At 47.5% G+C, this 19,222-nt stretch carries 21 protein-coding genes; all 21 read right to left on the reverse strand.

The features are described 5' to 3' along the window. Positions 1-179 precede the first annotated feature (179 nt). The gene (gene hpf / locus JRJ22_RS26870; protein WP_206102255.1) at positions 180-731 is read right to left on the reverse strand and encodes a ribosome hibernation-promoting factor, HPF/YfiA family; all 552 of its coding nucleotides are present in this window, start codon (positions 729-731) and stop codon (positions 180-182) included. Positions 732-991: 260 nt separating this feature from the next. Then, positions 992-2,422, reverse strand: a complete 1,431-nt coding sequence (locus JRJ22_RS26875; protein ID WP_206102256.1) for an S-layer homology domain-containing protein — start codon at positions 2,420-2,422, stop codon at positions 992-994. A gap of 500 nt (positions 2,423-2,922) precedes the next feature. Next, positions 2,923-3,120, reverse strand: coding sequence for a cold shock domain-containing protein (locus tag JRJ22_RS26880; protein ID WP_019915069.1), 198 nt, complete (start codon positions 3,118-3,120; stop codon positions 2,923-2,925). Between the two features lie 226 nt (positions 3,121-3,346). Continuing rightward, the gene (locus JRJ22_RS26885; RefSeq protein ID WP_206102257.1) at positions 3,347-3,682 is read right to left on the reverse strand and encodes a flagellar protein FliT; all 336 of its coding nucleotides are present in this window, start codon (positions 3,680-3,682) and stop codon (positions 3,347-3,349) included. After that, positions 3,675-4,064 (reverse strand): flagellar export chaperone FliS, encoded by a 390-nt coding sequence (fliS, locus tag JRJ22_RS26890; RefSeq protein WP_206105323.1) that lies wholly within the window; start codon positions 4,062-4,064, stop codon positions 3,675-3,677. Before fliS ends, JRJ22_RS26885 begins: the two co-directional genes overlap by 8 nt. A gap of 26 nt (positions 4,065-4,090) precedes the next feature. After that, positions 4,091-5,587, reverse strand: coding sequence for a flagellar filament capping protein FliD (gene fliD, locus JRJ22_RS26895; RefSeq protein WP_206102258.1), 1,497 nt, complete (start codon positions 5,585-5,587; stop codon positions 4,091-4,093). Between the two features lie 18 nt (positions 5,588-5,605). After that, a complete protein-coding gene (locus JRJ22_RS26900; protein WP_206102259.1) occupies positions 5,606-5,998 on the reverse strand; it encodes a flagellar protein FlaG in 393 nt (130 codons plus the stop codon). Between the two features lie 197 nt (positions 5,999-6,195). Beyond that, the gene (locus JRJ22_RS26905) at positions 6,196-7,728 is read right to left on the reverse strand and encodes a flagellin N-terminal helical domain-containing protein (protein ID WP_232380965.1); all 1,533 of its coding nucleotides are present in this window, start codon (positions 7,726-7,728) and stop codon (positions 6,196-6,198) included. Between the two features lie 106 nt (positions 7,729-7,834). Beyond that, positions 7,835-8,065, reverse strand: a complete 231-nt coding sequence (csrA, locus tag JRJ22_RS26910) for a carbon storage regulator CsrA (RefSeq protein WP_206102260.1) — start codon at positions 8,063-8,065, stop codon at positions 7,835-7,837. After that, the gene (gene fliW / locus JRJ22_RS26915) at positions 8,059-8,505 is read right to left on the reverse strand and encodes a flagellar assembly protein FliW (protein WP_206102261.1); all 447 of its coding nucleotides are present in this window, start codon (positions 8,503-8,505) and stop codon (positions 8,059-8,061) included. Before fliW ends, csrA begins: the two co-directional genes overlap by 7 nt. Positions 8,506-8,585: 80 nt before the next feature. After that, the gene (locus JRJ22_RS26920) at positions 8,586-9,149 is read right to left on the reverse strand and encodes a DUF6470 family protein (RefSeq protein ID WP_206102262.1); all 564 of its coding nucleotides are present in this window, start codon (positions 9,147-9,149) and stop codon (positions 8,586-8,588) included. A gap of 17 nt (positions 9,150-9,166) precedes the next feature. After that, the gene (gene flgL / locus JRJ22_RS26925) at positions 9,167-10,087 is read right to left on the reverse strand and encodes a flagellar hook-associated protein FlgL (protein WP_206102263.1); all 921 of its coding nucleotides are present in this window, start codon (positions 10,085-10,087) and stop codon (positions 9,167-9,169) included. Positions 10,088-10,106: 19 nt separating this feature from the next. Next, a complete protein-coding gene (gene flgK, locus JRJ22_RS26930; protein ID WP_206102264.1) occupies positions 10,107-11,708 on the reverse strand; it encodes a flagellar hook-associated protein FlgK in 1,602 nt (533 codons plus the stop codon). A gap of 56 nt (positions 11,709-11,764) precedes the next feature. Continuing rightward, positions 11,765-12,265: a flagellar protein FlgN gene (locus JRJ22_RS26935; RefSeq protein WP_206102265.1), complete on the reverse strand. Its 501-nt coding sequence runs from the start codon at positions 12,263-12,265 to the stop codon at positions 11,765-11,767. 12 nt (positions 12,266-12,277) lie between these two features. Further along, positions 12,278-12,565, reverse strand: coding sequence for a flagellar biosynthesis anti-sigma factor FlgM (flgM, locus tag JRJ22_RS26940; RefSeq protein ID WP_206102266.1), 288 nt, complete (start codon positions 12,563-12,565; stop codon positions 12,278-12,280). A 102-nt stretch (positions 12,566-12,667) separates the two neighbouring features. Beyond that, a complete protein-coding gene (locus JRJ22_RS26945) occupies positions 12,668-13,087 on the reverse strand; it encodes a TIGR03826 family flagellar region protein (RefSeq protein WP_206102267.1) in 420 nt (139 codons plus the stop codon). A 169-nt stretch (positions 13,088-13,256) separates the two neighbouring features. Beyond that, positions 13,257-14,132 carry a ComFC family protein gene (locus JRJ22_RS26950; protein ID WP_206102268.1) on the reverse strand — a complete coding sequence of 292 codons (876 nt, stop codon included), beginning with the start codon at positions 14,130-14,132 and terminating at the stop codon, positions 13,257-13,259. After that, positions 14,120-16,375, reverse strand: coding sequence for an ATP-dependent helicase ComFA (locus JRJ22_RS26955; protein WP_232380966.1), 2,256 nt, complete (start codon positions 16,373-16,375; stop codon positions 14,120-14,122). Before JRJ22_RS26955 ends, JRJ22_RS26950 begins: the two co-directional genes overlap by 13 nt. 195 nt (positions 16,376-16,570) lie before the next feature. Further along, positions 16,571-16,981, reverse strand: a complete 411-nt coding sequence (locus JRJ22_RS26960) for a glycosyltransferase family 2 protein (RefSeq protein WP_206102269.1) — start codon at positions 16,979-16,981, stop codon at positions 16,571-16,573. Positions 16,982-17,317: 336 nt separating this feature from the next. Continuing rightward, a complete protein-coding gene (locus JRJ22_RS26965; RefSeq protein WP_054942272.1) occupies positions 17,318-18,040 on the reverse strand; it encodes a response regulator transcription factor in 723 nt (240 codons plus the stop codon). Positions 18,041-18,044: 4 nt separating this feature from the next. Next, positions 18,045-19,202 carry a sensor histidine kinase gene (locus JRJ22_RS26970; RefSeq protein ID WP_054942273.1) on the reverse strand — a complete coding sequence of 386 codons (1,158 nt, stop codon included), beginning with the start codon at positions 19,200-19,202 and terminating at the stop codon, positions 18,045-18,047. Positions 19,203-19,222 lie beyond the last annotated feature (20 nt).

The raw sequence follows: 19,222 nt of genomic DNA on the forward strand, positions 1-19,222 counted from the left end.
AGCCGCAATACGAGTAGCTGTAACCTTATTTGGCAAAATATAAGAAGCTGAACTTTCTTCCCCTTCTATATACGCACAAGAGCCCTATTCGCTGAAGCGAATAGGGGCTCGGTTAATTGTCTTAGTCATACTGATGCGAAGAAAACATTCCCAGTATCTACATTTGAGTATTTACAGGTCTAGTTCTGTTCGATCAGGCCGTACTTTCCATCATTCCGTTTGTAAACAACACTCACTTCAGAAGTGTCAATGTTGGAGAATACAAAGAAATTATGTCCAACCATGTTCATTTGCAGAATCGCTTCCTCGACATCCATAGGCTTCAAGGTGAAGCGCTTGTTCCGCACAACTTCCAAATCATCATAATCCTGTTCCTCTACAGCAACAGTGCTTGGGGGTCCCTCCACAAACAGGGTCTTCAGACTGCCTTCCTGGCGGAACTTACGATTGAGTTTGGTCTTATGCTTGCGAATTTGACGTTCCAGCTTGTCCACGACAGCATCAATGGAAGCATACATATCGTCGCTGCGATCCTCGGCACGAAGCGTAACACCCGCCAGTGGAATGGTTACTTCCACCGTATGAAGGCCACGAACAACGCCAAGCGTCACAAATCCTTCTGAGGTAGGGGGTGCATCGAAATACTTCTCAAGTCTGCTGAGCTTCTTATCAACATAGTCTCTCAAAGCGTCGGTCACTTCAATTTGTTGACCTCGAATGCTGAATTGCATGGGCACTCCTCCTTTGTTTACGTTCTCATTATACCAAATTGTCAGGCCTAAGTAAAAAGCAATTCATTACAGACTTTACATTTACCTTACATATGTCCAATTTTCTTTTATTTTACAAACAGAAGGTCCGGAAAGGGCAATCCTTTCCCCCCTTATCCGGACCTAGTCTGGCTTATAGTATTATTCCTGACCCTTGAATTATACAATCAAAAATTCGTCTTACCAATTATTCATTTCCTCACAGCCGCCATTTCTTATGGCTATTTGGTATGAATCCGCAGAATTTCTACGGGCGACCATGAGCTGCCACTGCCTGTGATGACATATACCTTATAATCGGTGTGGGCAGAAAGTCCGCTTAACGTTAGCGTTTGTCTAACCCCTGGAGCTGGAGCCGGCGAAATAGTGCCTGTCCACGGTGCACTCAACTGAACGCCACTGCTATTTTGACCGGCAGCAACCTGCGCTGCGCTAGGATCGGCAGCATTAGCCGGCAGTACAACATATCTTACCGGAGCAGATGCGCCTCCGGCCTGACCATAGGTTACATAGACATCGGCTGTCACAGTCCCCATAGAGCCCGGGCTAAGCTCTGTAATCGCCGTTGCGCCGCCTGGAGCTGTAGTCAAACGCAGGGTTGATACAGCCGACCAGCTTCCAACAGAATCCGAAAGTGCGATATAAGCCGCATACTCGGTATTCGCCTGCAATCCATAAACGGAGAAAGCTACAGTCGTATTACCAGTTGCTGCTACTTTTCCATAGTTTACTCCTGCAGTTCCTGTACTGGTCAGGCCATTCTGAATCTGCAGGGTACTTGGCACTGCCGCAGTACTGCTATAAGGGGCAACCACATAATAAACTGCCCCCGTCACTGACGGTGTCAGATATACGTCTGCTGTAACAGAACCGACATGACCATAAGTAATATTGCTAACCGTTGGAGCAGTGGTTCCTCCACCGCCACCTCCGCCACCGCTTCCCCCACCAGTTGTACTTGTAGGCGTTGGTGTTGGGGTTGGCGTAGCTGTTGCTGATGGAGTAGGTGTAGGTGTTACCGGATTACCTGAACCGCTAGGCTTGTTAGCTGCTGAATTGCCAATGATACCTACGGCCTCAGCTCTTGTCAGAGGTCTCTTAGGCCCGAAGGTTCCATCCGGGTAACCGTTGATGATGTTCTTAGCTGCCGCAGCTGCGACTGCACCTTTGGCCCATGAAGCAATTTGGGCGCTGTCCTTGAACGTAAGTGAGGTGTTGCTGGTATCCAAGCTAAGAAGCTTGGCAGTAATTACGGCAGCTTCCTGACGGGTAAGCGGACTGGCAGAACGGAATGTATTGTTCTCATAGCCGCCGATGTATCCGGCTTTTACGGCTTTTGCCACTTCGCTATAAGCCCAGTTGGAGCTCTTAAGATCTTTGAACGCAATAGATGCCGTTTCCGTGAACCCAAACAGGCGATTCACCAGGGCAACATATTCCCCGCGGGTGATAGGCTTATTCGGCTTTACAGTGCCGTCAGCATACCCTTGCAAATAACCCTTATTGAGCCAATCCTGCAGTTGGTTTTGTGCCCAGTGGCCTTGAATATCCTTGGCAGCCGGTGCAGCTGAGACACTACCAAGAGCCCCGAACAACATAGTGACTCCAAGCAAACCAGTCATCAAACCGCGCAATGCTTTCTTCATCTTCATTCTGCTGTCCATCCTCCTAAAAGTTTTGTGAGCATAGCCTGCCGACTAGCACCCTACAAAAGCGACACTGGAAGCGTATGCTTAAAATTGGTGAGCCTCCGCTTTGTATAAACACTTGTTCAAAACCTGCTTCGGAAGCATACTATTAGTTCTGTCAGCTTAGGCAGTATGAATTTATTCAGACACCGCTTATTGTGGAACCATTATCCGTAGTGCATGGGCTTTAGCATCACTATACGTCTATCGCTAATTACATCATTTTTAACTATACGCCTAAGCTGCGATAAGTCTGCATCGAGGCAAGAACGTAGGCCCAACATCTGTCATTACCCAGATTTTGCATTACTCTAACATAAATATGGAAATCCATGTGAGGTTTTCACTTTTCGCACCCTTTTCCGCACAACAAAAAAAGACCTCGGGAAAATCCCAAGGTCTGTGCTAGCGTAGTCTCAATTGCTAACCATCTACCATATATGTAGGTCGGCTGCGCCGGATGATTATAATTTGATGACGTTAGCTGCTTGTGGTCCGCGTGCGCCTTCTACGATATCAAACTCTACGGATTGACCTTCATCCAAAGTCTTGAAACCGTCAGTTTGGATTGCGGAGAAGTGTACGAATACGTCGCCACCGTCGGCAGTTTCGATGAAACCATAACCTTTTTCTGCGTTAAACCATTTAACTTTACCTTCCATTGATTAAACATTCCCTTCGTCATCAGATGAACGTGAGTCTTGCTCACAATTCGACTATACCACCGCGGCTTCTCTATTGTCAATTGGAAAAGTAAATGTTTACTTTCAATAATTTACCATTCGTTAATTTAAAAATAAAGTAGCTTAAACTGTGATCATTTCATCAAAAAAGGAGCAGACGCTTTATAATACCCGTCTGCTCCTGAGATGAAACATCAGGAAATTATTATTTTTTGCGGTCCATTAGGATGCTGTCTGGAGCGTACGAAGCCTCATAGGCACTGCGTTGCGCCTTGGCTTGGTTACGCTTCTGCAGAAGCTCTCGCGCTTCCAGCCGATGGGCATTCATCCGGGCCACAATAGCAGAATCATGTTCCATGATTCGACCTAGTACTTCCTTCTGTTCAGAAGTCATCTGACAGTTCTCGACTTCTTTTCCTATAGCATCGACAAGATTCTGCCGTTCATTTACGAAGTTCTCCAGTTCCTCATATGGGGCATCCATTAGCCTGGAAACCATAGTTTGAGTAAGCTCTTCAAGCTCCTCCAGCAGCTTATCCATGTTGAAGGTCTTGTCCAGCGGTCATCTTGGCTGCTTGAGCGAAGGTCTGGCGTAGATCCACAAGGTAACCAATCGCCTCTTCAGCTTCAGCCTTGGATTTCTTAATATTGGATTGGATGAAGAGATAGTTGATATATTCGTATAGAGGTGCCAAGGTTTTGGCGACATCATACTTTCGATCAAGGGTTGTAAGGAGTTCATTCACTATAGTCTGAGCCTTACCTAGAAAAGTGCTAACTTTCTCAAAATCATGTTCGTCAATACCTTCTATCCCGGTTTTCGCAAAACGGATGGCTCCATCAAACAACATCAGTAGCAGTTGTGACGGACTGGAAGTCTGTACAGATGATTGGCGGTACTTATCGTAAGGAGATGTAATCATTGTATTCACCTTTCTTTTCCTTAGGCTTAAGAGGACATGTAGCTGGCTAGGCTGGAAGACTGACTGTTATATTGACTGATTGCTGTTTCCATGGCTGTAAAGCGTTTGTATAGATTGTCTTCATAATCATCTAGCTTATCCTGGAGATCGGAGATCCGGGTAGTGTAGTCGGCCAGGGCCTTGCCCATAACACTGTCATATTTAAAAGCAGCAGTCAGATCAGCCGAGTATTTAGAAGTACCTGCTTTAGTCGAAAGCTTCTCCACCGCTGTTGTCATTGTAGTAGAGAGCTTATCAAATAGGCTCGTTACAGAACTGCCACTGCCTCCTTGGAAAGTTTTTATAACACTCTGAGGATCATCTGAAATGGACTGCTTGAGCTTATCTTCATCTATATACAATTTACCATTCTCATAATATTGTCCTGTCGTAATTCCATAGTTGCTTAGTTGTCCCAGTTTCTCCGTAATGGCAGATCGCATAGCAGTAAGTGTCGATTTTAATATTTCATCATTTTTTAACAGACCGCTCTTAGCCTTGGTTTCCCATGTCTCTATCTGACTGTCTGACATAGCTTCCCGTTGTTCATCAGTCAGTGGCGTATAGTCGCTATAACGTTCCTCGTTGACTTTCGTATTCAATGTACTTAGAAGACTGTTATAGTCAGAAACAAAATTCTTAATAGTGTCCAATGCGGTTGTTGCATCCGTAGTAGTTGTAACCACAGATGAACTTGTTGATTTGGAGAGCAATGTAAGCTGAACCCCATTAAGTTTGAAGCTGTTACTTGCAAAACTCATATCTGTGGAAGTTCCATTTTCTCCTGCTACCTTAATAGTGGCCGGCTTGTATGTTAAAGTACTGTTAACTCCACCAAACAGTTTCTGAAAGGTATCTCCTGAGCCGAAACTCACTTTACCTTTATCGCTGTAGGTCTTGGATGCGAATGAAAGTTTACCTGTCACTTCATCAAACTTAGCAGTTACGTCAGTACCTGAAGTACTGTTAATTTTGGAGATCGCCGCTGATATACTAAGATCGCTCGACAACGAAATCGAAACATCATTTAGTGTAATTGTGTAATTGCTGGCTTGGGCTGCACCAGTATTAAGTTTCTGCAAATCAGCAAGGGTTGAACTCGATGTTAACCGTGTGCTGCCCGATTGAGACATTGTCGCTCCGGCCGTTATCGCAGTCACGGGCTGGGCAAGCTGAGTTACTGTGATATCCATAGATATGCCATTCGCTTCGGCTGTAGCAACAGCCTTTAGAGCAGCCGTATCGCCTGAAACGACCGCTGTTTGTGTGTTCATAGCAGTTGATTTATTATAGGCGGTCAGCTTATTGCTCTTGAAATCAACTAGTTTGCTGTTAATCTCGCGGTAGTTATCTCTCTGCCATTCCATGATTTGCTTCTGTTGAGACAACTTGTCTAATGGAACTCTCTTCGCCGTCATCATATTCTTTACTATACTATCTACGTCAATACCTGATGCTATTCCACTGACACGAAGTGTCGCCATATTTATTTCCCCCTAACCTTAGACTCTTTCATCCACAATAATTCCGGCAATTTCCATCATATTCGCTACGATATCCAGTGTCTTCTCAGGAGGAATTTCGCGAATCAGTTCACCAGTTTCTTTATTGAGTACCTTGACCATGATGGCCTTCGTTTCCTTATGCACACTAACCTGCAACCTTGTTTCAGGACCTTCCATCGCTTTGAGGACTTTCTCCAGTGCTTTGACTGTCTGCTCGTCGCTTGCTGATATGGTGACACCTTGATTTTCCAGTCTTTTAAGCTGGCTAGTATTGTACACACTTTCAACAGTCCTGGTGTCAGATTCTACTGATTTAACTACCGGGTTTACTTTGGTATACTCCAAATTCGTGTTATTGTAGACACCTGAGTTTGAAAGTCGAACATCCATAATCGGCACCCTCCGCAGCATATGTTTATACTCTATTTATCGGTCTTTCAGCCCTATTATTAAGATGTATATGAAATAATCTTCCTAAAATCAGCCGTATCTACAGTTATCTATGCTACGGTAAGATTCTTATAAATAAAACAGCCGCCAAGATAATCTTGGCGGCTGTAATCTGCGCTTCACTATTGAACCAAAAATTAACGGAGCAATTGAAGAACACCTTGAGGTTGTTGGTTGGCTTGAGCCAACATCGCTTGAGCTGCCTGAGCCAAGATGGAGTTCTTGGTCTGGTCACTCATTTCCTTAGCCATGTCTACGTCACGAATACGGGATTCAGCAGCGGACAAGTTCTCGGAAGAAGTATTCAAGTTGTTGATAGTGTGCTCCAAACGGTTCTGGTAAGCCCCCAGTTTAGAACGTTCCGAAGATACAGTTGTGATAGCTTTGTCGATAGCTGTGATAGCGTTGTTAGCAGCGCCTTGGGTAGAAACGTTGATACCTTTTTGAACCTGCGCATCTGCAACGACTTTACCTCCACCAGTAACTGCGCTTGTGGAAGCCACTTGAGATTGAGTGATAGCATCAGAGTCACCAGCCGCATAAGCAGTACCAGTTGCTGTTACACTACCTTTTACAGTGTTGAAGTCAAAGTTTACTGTAGCAACGCGATCCGAAGCAGCATCACCCAATGTTACGGAAGATTGGTTGTTGTATACTTTTACTGTAGAGCCGATTGTAGTACCGCCGTTATTAGCAGAACCAAGCTGCATGTTCAAATATTCTGCAGATTGTGAAAAAGTCCATGTATCGTTAGTTGCATTTTGCGCATCAAAGGCAACAGTAAGCGATGCACCGTCAGCCAATGTAATTGCCGTACTTGTACCAGCAGTAACAGTTACTGCTGCATTAGTCCAAGTAGTACCACCATCGGTTGAGTAAGATGCTCCAGTTACATCGCCTCCAGCTGCAGACGTTGCTTTAACTTGGAAAGTTACATCCTTAGAACCGGTGTAAGTACCACCTGCTGTTCCTGTACCGCCTAACGCATTACTACCAGTAACGGTACCCGCTGCTGCCACTACCTTCGCAACGTTCAGGAAAGTACCGTTAAGACTCGAAGAAGTAGTTGTCAGAGATCCTACACCAGTGTTGGTGTTGGCGAACGTAGTAGTAGTGGTAGCACCTGCTACACCAAGGGACTGGGCATCCATCGCACTGATCGATAAACTAAGGTTTTGGTTAGCATTGGAACCGATTTGATAAGTGTTGCTAAGTCCACCAGCCAAGAGGTTCTGGGTATTGAATTCTGTAGTATTGGAAATCCGGGAGATTTCCTTAGCCAGTTGGTCAACTTCTTGTTGGATCTTTCCACGGTCATCTGCAGTGTTAGTGTCAGTTGCGGATTGAACACCCAGTTCACGCATACGTTGCAGAATGGAGTGGGTTTCGTTCAAAGCGCCTTCAGCCGTTTGAATCAAGGAGATTGCATCTTGACCGTTACGGGAAGCTTGATCCAAACCACGGATTTGACCGCGCATTTTTTCGGAAATTGCCAGACCTGCTGCATCATCACCAGCGCGGTTGATGCGAAGACCGGAAGACAGCTTCTCAATGTTCTTGCTTTGGTTAGCTGTGTTAACAGACAGTTGGCGTTGTGTGTTAAGTGAAGCAATATTGTGGTTAATAATCATTTTGTATTTCCTCCCTGAAATAAGTTGATCCACATCCATGTGGTAACACTGACTGTTAAGGTCGGCCGCCCTGCCAATCAGTGCCTACTATATATATCGTCCGCACGCAGACTTTGTTTATAGCTTTTTACACTTTTTTTAGAATTTATTTTGATTTCAGACGGCTAATAAGATCATTTAAGCTGCTGGATGCAGGCACTGCAGATTCTTTGTTGCTTTCTTTAATCGACAAATAAACCTCCTGCCGAAAAATATCGACATGTCTCGGAGCTGTAATCCCCACTTTGACAGTATCTCCATCCACGCTGAGAATGGTAATCTCAATATCCTCCTGAATAATAATCGATTCGCCCTTTTTTCGTCCAAGAACTAGCATGATAACTCGTCCTCCTTCTTCGGGCTATTTCTCCATAACAGCTGTCTGGTTGAATATGTTGAATGGTGAAGTACAATCTGCTTGCCTGCCCGTTTGTCCGGATTAAACACGATCGGAGCAAGTAGATTCAATGTAGACTCCTCCAGTTTTTCTCTGAGCGTCACAATCGCCCGAACCACTACGGATTGTTCTATTTCTAATTCCTCAGCTTCTGCTTCAGGCAGTTCAAATTCATAGCCCGGGTAAAAAACAAAGGGATCCGTCAGCAAAAAGGCGAGTTCCTCTGTCTTAAGTGACTGCAAATAGGCAAATGGCCCCTCTTCCAACTCAATAATCGCAAACTCCGTCTCCTGTTCAAAGCCTGGAATCCCTTTGGGAAAGTGATATATCTGTTCATCTTTAATGTCAAGCACGCCTAATACGGATGTTTCTATGTTCATTGTTGTCAACACTCCTCTTCAATATTCTACTTAGCAAAAAAGCTACAGATGGCTGTAACAATCCATCTATAGCTTATAATCTAGTACTTGTCATCAATGATCTGTGGGGTGAAGGTCAAAGAAGGCATTTGTCGCATATAAATCTCTAATGTACCCGGGGTATAATGAATTTCCGGCACATTTTGCTTGGCCTCAATCTTGACTTCTGCTTTGCGATACGAAATCTGCGGTGGATTAGCCTGTATATCAATATCAACATTATCATAAGCGGCAGGACCACGCACTTCCGGGTAAGAAACCGGCTGCCAATCTTCTCCGTATACTTCGGCAATGGAATTACCTGGTTTTTGAAAGTTAGCCATCCGCGCGCCTTGCTCCATCCGTTTGGCTATCCCTTGCAACCATAGCTGCTCCACACCGGAATAAATACGCTGACTCATCTCACGGTAGGTTCCACCCGTATAAACCGCACGTGCCTTGGACTGGTCAATGATTACATCTGGCCCAGGCTGATGAATATCCCATTGTCCTGGGATTGTAGTAATCTGCATGTCTGCTTGAGGCTGGCTCATGGTCAAACTACCAGGGGTTGTATTCATCCCAATCAGGGCTGGGGTTCGCGAGATTTGCACAGCCACCTGCATGGAAAAACACCTCCCATCTATCTAATGAAGTCAACCAATGACGATTGGATAATTTTAGCTCCAACCGACAACGAAGCGTTATAGATATTTTCCTGAGTCTTGGATTGAGTAAGCAGCTCTGCATAATCTCCATCTTCTGTCTTGGACTGCAGGTCTGTCAAATTAACTTCTAAATCGCTCAAACGGTTGCTCATAAGCTCGATTCTATTCGACTTAGCGCCGATATCCGCTTGTATGGCCAACATTTTATCATTCCGGGTATCCAAATTAGCAATTTGCGAGGATACCGCTCCCGTATTCCCACTGGCGAGAGCAGCAGAAATACTATCAATAATTGCAAAGATGTTATCACTCTCGCTTCCACCAAATACTTGATTCCCAGTTACATTGATGGGAAGTTGTACACTCTCTCCTACCGTATAATTGAGAAGTCCGTCATCCGTTATGACGGAGGAAGCACCTGAGGAATCTAGCGTTCCATCTGCTCCGGTGGAGAATTGATAAGGCTGCTCTGTATATTGCTGTCCATTGAAAATATACTTCCCCTTAAACTGGCTGTTGGCGATATCAATCAATTGTTCTTTCAATTGCTTCACTTCAGAGTTAATACTATCCAGTGCTTGTTGAGGATTAGTTCCGCTTGCCCCTTGAACAGATAATTCTCTGAGGCGCTGCACAATGCTTCCGGCTTGAGTTAACACAGTATCATTAAACTCTAGCCAAGAAGTAGCATCATCGACATTCTCCTGATACTGTTCATTCGCTGAAAGGTCTGCTCTATACCGTAATGAATAGGTAATCCCTACCGGATCATCGGAAGGTTTGTTTATCTTCCGCCCTGTAGCTAACTGTAGCTGAGTATCATTCATATTTCGCGCATTACGGTTTAAGTTAAGCATCAGCTGTGCGTTCATCATGTTAGAAGTAACTCTCAACATCGCTTACATTCCCCCTTTCTTATCTGCCTACGGTACCGGTAGAGTTGATTAATTTATCGAGCATTTCGTCATAGGTCGTCATAAAACGCGCTGCAGCACTATAAGCACGCTGGAACACTAGCATGTTGGACATTTCTTCGTCAAGAGAAACTCCGCTGACTGATTGGCGGCGGGCATTCACTTGTTCCACAAGGTAATTGGAGTTCTCAGTCTGGCGGGTAGCCTCCTGGGACTGAATTCCAAGCTGCCCTACCATTGTTTTATAGAAAGTGCCGGCAGTTGCCTTAATACCCGTAGTTGGTGAAGTAAATGAACCTGATTGTTGATTAGCCATCAGAAGTGCCAAAGTATTATTACCTTTGACAACAGCTTCAGAGGTTCCGCTTCCGCTCGTGCGCAGTGAAGTTGCCAAAAGATTGGTGTCCGCAGCAATCTCTGAATTAAAGGTAATATTTCCTGCCGTAATCTCCGATCCGTCACCGGAGATGGTGAACAGCGGCTTCCCGGGATTGAGTGTACCATCCAGTGTATAACCAAGCTGATGAAGGCCATTCATCCCTTTGACCGTTATTTTCACATCTGCGTTCAAAGTTGATCCTTGCGGGAAAGCTGTGCCTGCAGTAACGGTTGCTGTTGAACCGTCTGCCTTAGTTATAGTTGCATCACTGGTAAGAACGGTACCTTCAGGAAGAACGGAGCCTTTAGGAAGGGTCACGTCCATGTCTCCAGTAGCAATTGTATTCGCAATATTATTAAGCTGCTTCTTATAATCTGCCAGATATGTCTGACTGGAAGAGATCATCCCGAATACTTCTCCGGATTTCAAATCGCCGGAAGAAAATGCCGAATTGAGAAATGCACTATCCACCGTAGCCGAAACCGCAGCACCTTGAACCAGCGCCTGACTGCCCAGTGAGATATTATAGCCGTATTGGCCTTGCACTACGCTGATATTGGCAATCTTGGATAGCTTATCAGTCAGCATATCGCGCTGGTCGCGCAAATCATTAGCTTTGTCACCCATGCTCTCTATCTTAAAGATGGAAGAGTTGAGATCAGCGATGGAGGACAGGTAACCTTGAACCTCGGTACCCTTGACTGCGATGTTGGACGCCAGATCGGTATCCAGATTATCGAGTTGTCTGCTCATATAGTTAAGGGCATCCGCTAAGGACTCTGTAGTTTGAACCACAATCTTACGGGAAGTACTGTCTTCCGGATTCTTACTCAAATCAGACCAGGACTTCCAGAAGTTATCGAGAACTGTGCTGAGTCCGGTATCTGACGGTTCTTGAAAGATGGCCTCCAGCTTATCCAATGTGTCTGATTGGATGGTCCAGGCTCCCAGTGAAGAATTCTCGCCACGGTATTGATCGTCAAGGAAGGTCTCACGAATGCGGTCAATAGAGCCGAATTCTACACCAGTACCCATCTGACCCGGTACCGTTGAATTGCTCAGTCCATAAGCTTCAATAGGAATAGAAGCAGTCATATTGACTCGCTGACGGGTATAGCCTTCCGTATTCGCGTTAGCGATGTTGTGTCCGGTTGTATTGAGCGCAGCGGTCTGGGTGAAAAGGCTCCGTCTTGCTGTCTCGATTGAATGAAATGTGGATGTCATACTGCTAATTCCTCCCTATGAATGCTCCGGCAAAACGGAATGCAAGAAAGATCCATCTATCCGCGGGCGTCAAAAAGTCCTGGCCTAGTGCTGCTATATCCCTTATCGGATGGATGATGGTAGGTGAAATCCTGGTTTGGTCTACCGACAAGCAAATCCAGGGAATAATCTATAAAGGTAAGCGACTGCTCAATCAGCTTCTGATTTAGCTCGTTGGCTTTTTTCAAGCGGTGAAGTGTATTAGAAAGCTTCTGCTGAACTTGCTGCAGCCGCGATTTGTCTTCAGGGTCAAATACAAGCCGAGACAGCTCTGTCAGATTCAGGTTCAGATTCGAACGGATGCCTACACCTTGTAAAAAGGTAAACGCCGCCTCTGCACGCTGCTCCTCGAGCTGCCCAATCAGCTTCATCAGCTTGGACTCACGGTTCATGATGTCAATCAGACCATCCACCTTATTGTCCATAATTGTCTGTTTCTTGAGGGCGGCCAGATCGAGCATCTGAAGATGCGCCTCGTCCAGCCGTTCAAGAAGTTCAAGTAATCTCGTTAATGCCATGGATGGGTTCACCTAATTCTCGGAGGATTGCTTAAAGTAAGGGGCGAGTGTCTCTGCGAGTTTGGCTGCGTCAACTTGGTAGGTACCTGCGGAAACTTGCTGTTTCAGGCTTTGGATCTTATCAGCACGTGCTGCGTCGATTGTGCCGCTTTTCTGTGCTTGAAGGAGCTTAATAGCTTCATCGGAAATCGAAACCTCATCCTTACGGGTGCTCTTCTTGGTTTGGTCCTGGCGCTGCGCTTCCACATTGCGTTGATACGGGTTAATTGGATTGATTCGTCCGGTCTCGTTAATTTTCATAACTTCCACCTTCCTTATAAAATAAAATAGCCGATAATCTTTACTAAGTTTATCGGCCTTTAATGAATCATTCTTTATAGCTGAAAACGTTTTTTCCAGAATTTATTGGTTCCTAAATTTATCAACGGCCCGATAGGCAGCTTTATTCGGACTATTGGCATTCTTTGCATTCTCTGCTGCTGTACTTTCCTTAGCCGCATTATTAAGATCCTTGCTTAAACGGGTGCGGCAGCTGTCGCACATATGCCCTTCCCGGATTAATGTTCCGCATACCTCGCACGGCATCATCATATTCGGTGCATTTGCTATTGAAATCCGGCCTTCACGGATAAAACGGGTGATTTCTTTAATAGAAATTTCCGTGGCATCGGACAGCTCCTGGATATTAGTGCCTCTATTCTTCCGCAAATACTCCACGCAGATTTCATACTGATGCTCAAGCTCTTTGATGCAGGGCTGGCATAAATCCATAATGTTTTTGACATACAGACGGCCGCATCTTGGACAATTGTCTACATTCATTTCAGCAGCGGCTCCTTTCCTTACATTTTGTGCAGCATAGAATTAACTTATGCTTAGATTACATGATTGCACAAGCATAGTCTATGATTAGTATCGGCAAGAGAAGGATTTTAGTTAGATTATTCGGATAAAATTGTCAGGAATCACATTCACCTCACTCCTGCACGGCCTATGAACGGGCCCAGGTCAGGCTATATATCTCAGCAGCTTTTCCATAGCGGTCACACAGCGTTCTTATAGTACCCGCGCACGCGCGTATGGTGCTCCCTGTAGTATAAATATCATCTACTATAACAATCTGCAGCGGACGTGTTCGTTTACCCAAGGTTTCGAGCCACACCTCAAACTGCAATAGGACCTCTACATCCGGATTTCCTGCAAAAGCATGCTTCATATCTGCGATTCGTTCCGCCCGGTGCTTGAAGCTTTGTTTGCTGGTATGGTGAGTGCGGACCAAAAGCGGGAGCTGCGGAATCCCCCTGAACCCGGACAGCACATCTGCCAGCCGCTCCGCCTGATTGAATCCCCGCTCAACAAGCCGGGCTTCAGATACAGGCACCGGGACAAGCAGATCCGCCTGCCATCGCTGGTTACTAGCAGATTGCTTGCCGCGGAATATGGGACTTGTAAATACCCTCTGTGCTTTTTGGAATTCTGCAATCCCCTGCTGTCTCCGTTCTCTTTCTGCTTTAAGCTGGATGTAGGCTCTGTCCAGCATTGAGCCTAACAATGGAGCAAGCTGTTCATTCCCCCGGTATTTATATTGACCCAGGATTTCGCGCATCACACTTGTATAAGCTACTGCACTCCGGTTGCAGACAATCGGTACGGCTTCACCGCTGCGGCTGCAGTCGGGGCAGCCGACATGGCGACCGCATTTCTGACAGCGGGGATGCCGGATCCAAGGAATAGCCTCTTCACAAACTGCACAGATACCGTGCAGGCCTGCTGCCGGGCGGCTGGTTTTGCCGCAAATCAGGCAATGAAGCAAAGAAGGCGCCAGCAAGGAGCGGACTTTGGTAAGCCATGCAGTTAATGAGTCCATGATGCTTTCCTCTTGTCCAGATACCCCTGCTTGCGGGCAATCGAGTTCATTGTACGGATCTGCCCGATGGCTTTGCGTTGTGACTGGGTCCACTCCGGTGATAAGAAGTTTACCCTGCCGGCAGGGTCATCTTTGGAGCGCCCGGCACGGCCAGCCATTTGAACCAGCGAGGCTTCATCAAACAGTTTACTGTCTGCGTCCAAAATATAAACATCACTACGGGGAACGGTAACTCCCCGTTCCAGGATGGTAGTAGTGACCAGGATAGTGATTGCCCTGTTGCGGAAGGCAATGACCTTATCGGTTCTGTCCCGATCTTTAGATGAGGTGCCCTCTATGCACACACCGGGGATTTTCCGGCGAAGAAGGGTCAGCAACCCTTCAATATGAGCGATCCGGGCCACAAAGATAAAGATTTGCGCTTCACGTGCAAGCGACCTGTGCAGGGCTTGCAGGAATGCTGCGGGTAGGGCTCCGCGCTTAATACATTGCTGGACGGGATTCATTGGTATACGGCGGGGCAAAGGCAACGGATGTCCATGATACCGTACGGGCACTCTGGCATGAGGCAGCTTCCCTGAATGCGCCTGCCGCTGCAGCTTCTGCGGCGGTGTCGCCGACAGGAAGATAAACACTCCATCCGGCTTGCAGGCCTGTTCAGCAGCAAAAGCCAGCATTGGATTGTTATGATAGGGATAAGCATCCAGTTCATCGATAATGACCAGATCAAAGCCATGATGAAACCTTAGCAGCTGATGCGTGGTTGCAATCGTCAATTGACCCGGTACCCAGCGGTCCTGGCTGCCGCCGTACAGCACGGCCAGCGTCTCCGCCGGGAAAGCCCGGGCGAGCCGCGGGGCCAGCTCCAGCACGACGTCGCGCCGCGGCGTCGCCACCAGTGCCCGGCCTCCGGCAGCGAGCACTGCCTCCAGGAGCGGAAACGTGATCTCCGTTTTCCCCGCTCCCGTCACTGCCCAGAGCAGGAACCGCTCTGGGCCTGTGCCGGCGGCGTGCTGGCGCCGCGCCGTCAAGAACTGCAGTGCAGCGCCGGCGGCCCCCGCCTGAGCTGCACTAAGCCCCCACCGGCGTGCCGCTACGGTGGGGCTGATTCCGGCCGTGCCCCGCACGGCCGGGGACGCCGCGCTGCGCAGCAGCAGCGCGCAGGCCCGGCTGCGCCCGAGCGCGAGGCAGGCCTCGCAGTAGGCGCAGCCGGCCAGGCCGCACGCAGCGCATGGCGTGCGGCCTGTGGCCACGCTGCCGCAACGCAGGCAGCGTTCTACCGCGCGGCGGCGGGCAGCGCCGCGCCTCCAGAGCAGCAGCGGCAAGCGGAGCGCCGCGGCCAAGCCCGCCCTGCGGAGGCAAACTCCGCCTCCTTCAGCCCATCCGCCTCTGGTGTTACTAGAATGCTCTCTGTCTCCTTTAGCTCTCCTGCTACTAGAGCTGCTGTGTTCCTCCCTATATCCTTCACCCCAGCTGCTACTTGAGTTGCTGTGATCCCCCCTATATCCTTCACCCCATCTGCTACCTGAGTTGCTATGATCACCTCTCTTACCTTCGGCCTTCCCGCTATTATTGCTGCTTCGCTCTTCCCTCTCCCGCACCATTCCGGCACTAACGGCAGCTTGCAGCTTCAATCGCCCCTGCAGATGGGCGAGCTGGGCCACAGACTGCCAGTCCTGCTCCATTCCGGGAAGCTGCTCTGCCAGCAATGCTTCCACCTCCGGCTGAAGCAGCGAGCGGCCGGAGAGTGTCACCACCAGGCGGTCGGCTGCGATGCAGAGAGATTCACTTCGATCCTGCAATCCATCCCCAATCCCGCTGCTGATGTACGGCTCTGATTCATCCTTATCACGTCCTGAGTCTATCCCGGCCCAGCAATTATGCTGCTCCCGATCCTTCAGCGGCCCCTTGATTACATCAACTTGATTCATCCATGTTCTTTGCTGCGTTCCCCCCGACACTTTCTCTCTCTGCATTTCTTCTTGAAGAGATTCTTTCAGATAAGCTGCCCACTCCTCGGATGACCACTTGCACATCATTTTATAGAAACGGAAGCGCTCCCGCAGCTTCACCGCCCAACCGAGGGGGAGTGAAGAGGAGAGAATGACCAGTTTGTCTGCTGCTCTGCCGCTCCAGCCACGTTCTACGGCCCCACTCCACCACAAAAGGTCGACAGCCAAATTCAATGAAACCCATATTTTAAAGCACCCGTCAATTTCAACTGCATACACGCTGACTCTCATCACAACGCCTCCTGCTTGGCTATGTAACATACATCCACCTATAATCTCTCTACTTTGAAATTGGCCGTTACAATAGTGAATGTTAACTTCCGGCCCAGCCTGTCTGCTGATGACCTTACAGTCCCTCCTCCAACACAAAAAAGCACCCCCCCCTATTACTGGAGAGTGTGCTTCACCCGTTTCTTGCATATTTAGTTAGCATTCGCCGCGTCTTGATTGCGATCCCCCGCTTCCCGGCATCCGCAAATCGATAACGATCTCCCGCTGGTATTCATCCTCGCCCGCTACGGAGCGAAAATGCATCAATGGTGCAATATCAATTGCAGAACCGCTGTATGCCAATTTAGTGGCTACTGCTAATGTCTCATCCTTCGATTCATCATCCAGCACAGTCACCCTGTACAGTTTTCCAGTCCAAAAAGCATGAAAAGCCAGCATCCGGATGTACCCTTCAATAACTGCTTCATGATTGCGTGTGATCAAAAAATAATGAATCCGCTTACCGGACCGCATGACCCTTCGGGTCTGTTCCCGGTGATGCAGGATATGAATGAGGATCACCGCAGATGCGTAAACAGCCACAATCCATATTAACTGGGCTACCATGGAGATGCACCTCCTCTTTATACCGACACTATATGCCGGTGTTACGAGGTCGGTGACTGCCCATGGTTTCTTAAAGCCGATATTGCCCCGCCTGCTCTTTTCCCAGTCTGATAAATAATATCTTTCAGGCGCACACGGGGTCAAATTCTCTATAGCCGGGTACATAATTAAATCAGCATTTTGCAAAATTCGAATATATAAAACGTCCTAAGTCCATTTTTATATAACTGCGACTGAAACAATACGTTGGCTTGAGCCAGACAGCAGCCCTTACGTTATGTAATGTTGTTCCGGATCATTTGGATTCTCCAAAACGCTCAGTTAAAATTAAGCCGGTTACAGAGTGACCCAGCCATATTTAATCGAATTGATTACAGCCTGTGTACGGTCATCCACTTCCATTTTTTGCAGGATGCTGCTGACATGGTTCTTGACGGTTTTCTCGCTGATAAAGAGGTATTCCCCAATGTTCTTATTGCTCTTGCCTTCGGCCATCAGCCGCAGAACCTCAGCCTCACGGCGGGTCAGCGGATTGTTGTCACCAGCGACAAATTTAACGCCCGCTTCCTTCACTGGGGTTTCAGCCATTGCCCCTGTCTCATTAAGATAGGTCATGCGGCGCAGCTGGTTAATCAGCTTGCCTGTAACCTTCGGATGAATGAAGGCATGACCCTCGCAGACAGAGCGTATGGCATTAATGAGCGACTCCGCCTCCATATCCTTAAGCAAATAGCCGTTGGCACCCTTGCGCAGCGTTTCGAACACATAGCTCTCATCATCATGAATCGATAAAATAATGACTTTAACATCCGGGAACATCTCCCGCAGCTTTTGTGTAGCCTCTACACCGTTCTCGATAGGCATATTGATATCCATCAGTACGATATCCGGCTTATTGACGTTACAAAATTCCAGTACCTGGATGCCGTCTCCGCATTCCCCGATGACCTCAATATCATCCTCCATATTTAATATTCGTTTAAGCCCTTCACGAAACAATTGATGATCATCGGCCAAAAGAACTTTTATAGGCGATTTACCAGTGATTTGGTTCTCCATCACATTACTCCTTCCCCTTTTCCACATTCGTCGGAATGTGAATTACGATTGTTGTGCCTTGATTCTCTGCAGACTCTATTTCCATTCTTCCTTCGAGTAACTCTACACGCTCCCGCATACCTACCAGCCCAAAACTTTCACGGCTGCCCTGCTCACTTACCTTTTTCACATTAAAACCTACTCCGTTATCCTTCACCACAATCTTGATCAGCTGTGCCTGATAGGTGATTTCTACCAGCACATAACTTGGATAAGCGTGTTTGGCGGCATTCGACAAGCCTTCCTGAACAAGGCGATAGACTGCAGCTTCCATGGCTGAAGATAAACGATGCTCCTTACCTCTCGTTTCAAAGGCGGTTCGGATCTTCGTCTTCTCCTCGTAATCATGCACATATTTCCGCAGCGTTGGAATCAGGCCAAGATCATCGAGCGCCATCGGACGCAAGTTGAAAATCACCTTACGCATTTCCTCCAGGCTGTAACGAACCTGCCCTTTTAAGTCTATTACTTCGTCCTGCACTAGCCCATATTCCTGCTTTACCAGCATTCTTTCTACAATTTCCGTCCTAAGGACTAAATTCGCCAGCATTTGAGCAGGACCGTCATGAATTTCCCGGGCAATTCTTTTCCGTTCCTCTTCTTGGGCCAAAATTATTTTAAGTCCGATCATTTGTCTGTTCTTCGCAGTTTCGACAATTCTCGTCACTTGTCCCATTTCTCCGGACAGATATTCAATAACAACACTCATTTGCGAACCGATCGATTCTGCACGCTCTACCGAATTTTCGACACTGCGAACCCGCAGCTGCAATTCGTCCCGCCTGCTTCGAAGATAGATTTCCCGTTCTCTTGTCATCATGAGTTCAAGCTGAAGCTCGGTGGCCTTCTCATAAGCAATCCGGATGTCTTTCTCCGAATAGCGGACAAAATCACGGCTGACTTCCGTCAGCCGGATCCGGGAGCGGTGGTATTGCAGCTCCAGCTTGTCCACCTTTTGCAATGTTTCATCCGTTTCTTCCATGACCCTCTGCAGTTCTTTGGTGAGTGCAACAAGCTCATCCCGCGCAACCTGCAATATTTCAAAAATCTGATACTTGCTGCTCTCCATCACGTCGATGGTATTCTTAATGACGCGATCTATCGCATCGGCTTGAAATTCCACGGATGCTTGCCCCATTTCTA

It is taken from the genome of Paenibacillus tianjinensis, assembly GCF_017086365.1.
Taxonomy (GTDB): domain Bacteria; phylum Bacillota; class Bacilli; order Paenibacillales; family Paenibacillaceae; genus Paenibacillus_AQ; species Paenibacillus_AQ tianjinensis.